This is a genomic window from uncultured Aggregatibacter sp., from assembly GCF_901873365.1.
Taxonomy (GTDB): Bacteria; Pseudomonadota; Gammaproteobacteria; order Enterobacterales; family Pasteurellaceae; genus Aggregatibacter.
Window position 1 is genome coordinate 1 of the sequence record NZ_CABFLM010000005.1, and the last position, 1,321, is coordinate 1,321.

Annotated in this window: 2 protein-coding genes; both read left to right on the forward strand. The window is 39.4% G+C overall.

The features are described from left to right. Positions 1-68: 68 nt before the first annotated feature. Positions 69-953 carry a hypothetical protein gene (locus QZ106_RS00030; RefSeq protein ID WP_295972669.1) on the forward strand — a complete coding sequence of 295 codons (885 nt, stop codon included), beginning with the start codon at positions 69-71 and terminating at the stop codon, positions 951-953. 13 nt (positions 954-966) lie between these two features. Beyond that, a complete protein-coding gene (locus QZ106_RS00035; RefSeq protein WP_209362329.1) occupies positions 967-1,164 on the forward strand; it encodes a YqaE/Pmp3 family membrane protein in 198 nt (65 codons plus the stop codon). Positions 1,165-1,321 lie beyond the last annotated feature (157 nt).

Here is a 1,321-nt window from a genome sequence, read left to right on the forward strand (position 1 = left end):
ATTTTTTTTTTTTGAATAATACGGTTTATCACAGTGATAAGCATTATTTATACAAAAGGAATCCCCCTATGAAAAAATTACTTTGGCTTATGCCAATGGGCGTTTGTCTTAGCCTAACAGCCTGCTCTGAGAAAGATGAAGCTTACTATCTTAAACACATTGATGAAGCGAAAACAAAATGGGCACAATGCGAAAAGGATGCTGAAGCAGCTATGCGTTCACGAGATAAATCAACATTAGAAACGCTGATGGCAGACGGATCAGAATGTAATCTTGCGAGAAATGCCATTAAAGAAGATAAGCGATTACAACGTGAAAAAGAAGAAAACGAACGTAAGGCTAAATTAGCGGCTGACATTGCTCAAGCGAAAGCACAATTAAAACAACAATATGATGCGCTACCTTGGCAGGAATTTGTGAAAGCCTACGTAAATTCAATATGCCCAAGTAGCTGGAAAACAACACCGGAATGTGAAGCAATGAAAGCCTTTTATCAAGAGAAAACCCTGCCTGTTATTACTGAACTGAGAACAAAAGGCTTAGCGAATTTACTTAAGGAAGAGCAAAATTATTGCAAGCAGGATAAACGTCAATATTCCACTTGTGACGTGTGGCAAACCGCCGTTAAAGAACAAGCTACCGAGGAATTCCAAGCGATGACCTTGGAGCAGTTAGATGCCCTGAAAGCCTATGATGACGATTATAAAAAAGCTCAACCAAGAGGCGCGTGGCGTGAGGTGTTCAAACAAAAAGAAGACGCTTATATTACGCAATTAGTGAGCAATTATGACCAATTAAAAACCATTTATAACAATTGCGTGGATCAAGTTAAATCCACCCAAAATTGGGAGAAGCAATATAAGATAACCTCATCTTATCCGTGCAAACAAGCCTCCCATGCCAGAATCAAATTACAGCTTCCTTCCGATAATTTTCAAACCCACATGGAATAAATAGGAGAACACCATGAGACTCATCATTGCCTTACTTTTACCTTGGCTAACCTTTTTCACTATCGGCCGTCCCTTTGCCGGTATTATCTGCCTTATTTTACAAATTACGCTTATCGGATGGATTCCGGCAACACTTTGGGCGGTTTATGCGTTATCTCAATACAAAACAGATAAAAAAATTGAAAAAGCGCTAAATCAACAAGCGAAGTAATTTCAGCGCAAAATAACAATCCGCACGTAAAACGTGCGGTTTTTACCCTATAAGGGCTTGGACTTCATAAGCCTCTCAAGGGGCTTGTGAAAGCTGGCAACCGTGTTTATTTTTTAGTAAATCGTAGCGTGCAACTTGTTGCACGAAATCATGAATG

Bases quoted from the DNA above. Each gene is read 5' to 3' on its own strand.
- QZ106_RS00030 (WP_295972669.1), top strand. From the start codon at position 69: ATGAAAAAATTACTTTGGCTTATGCCAATGGGCGTTTGTCTTAGCCTA.
- QZ106_RS00035 (WP_209362329.1), top strand. From the start codon at position 967: ATGAGACTCATCATTGCCTTACTTTTACCTTGGCTAACCTTTTTCACT.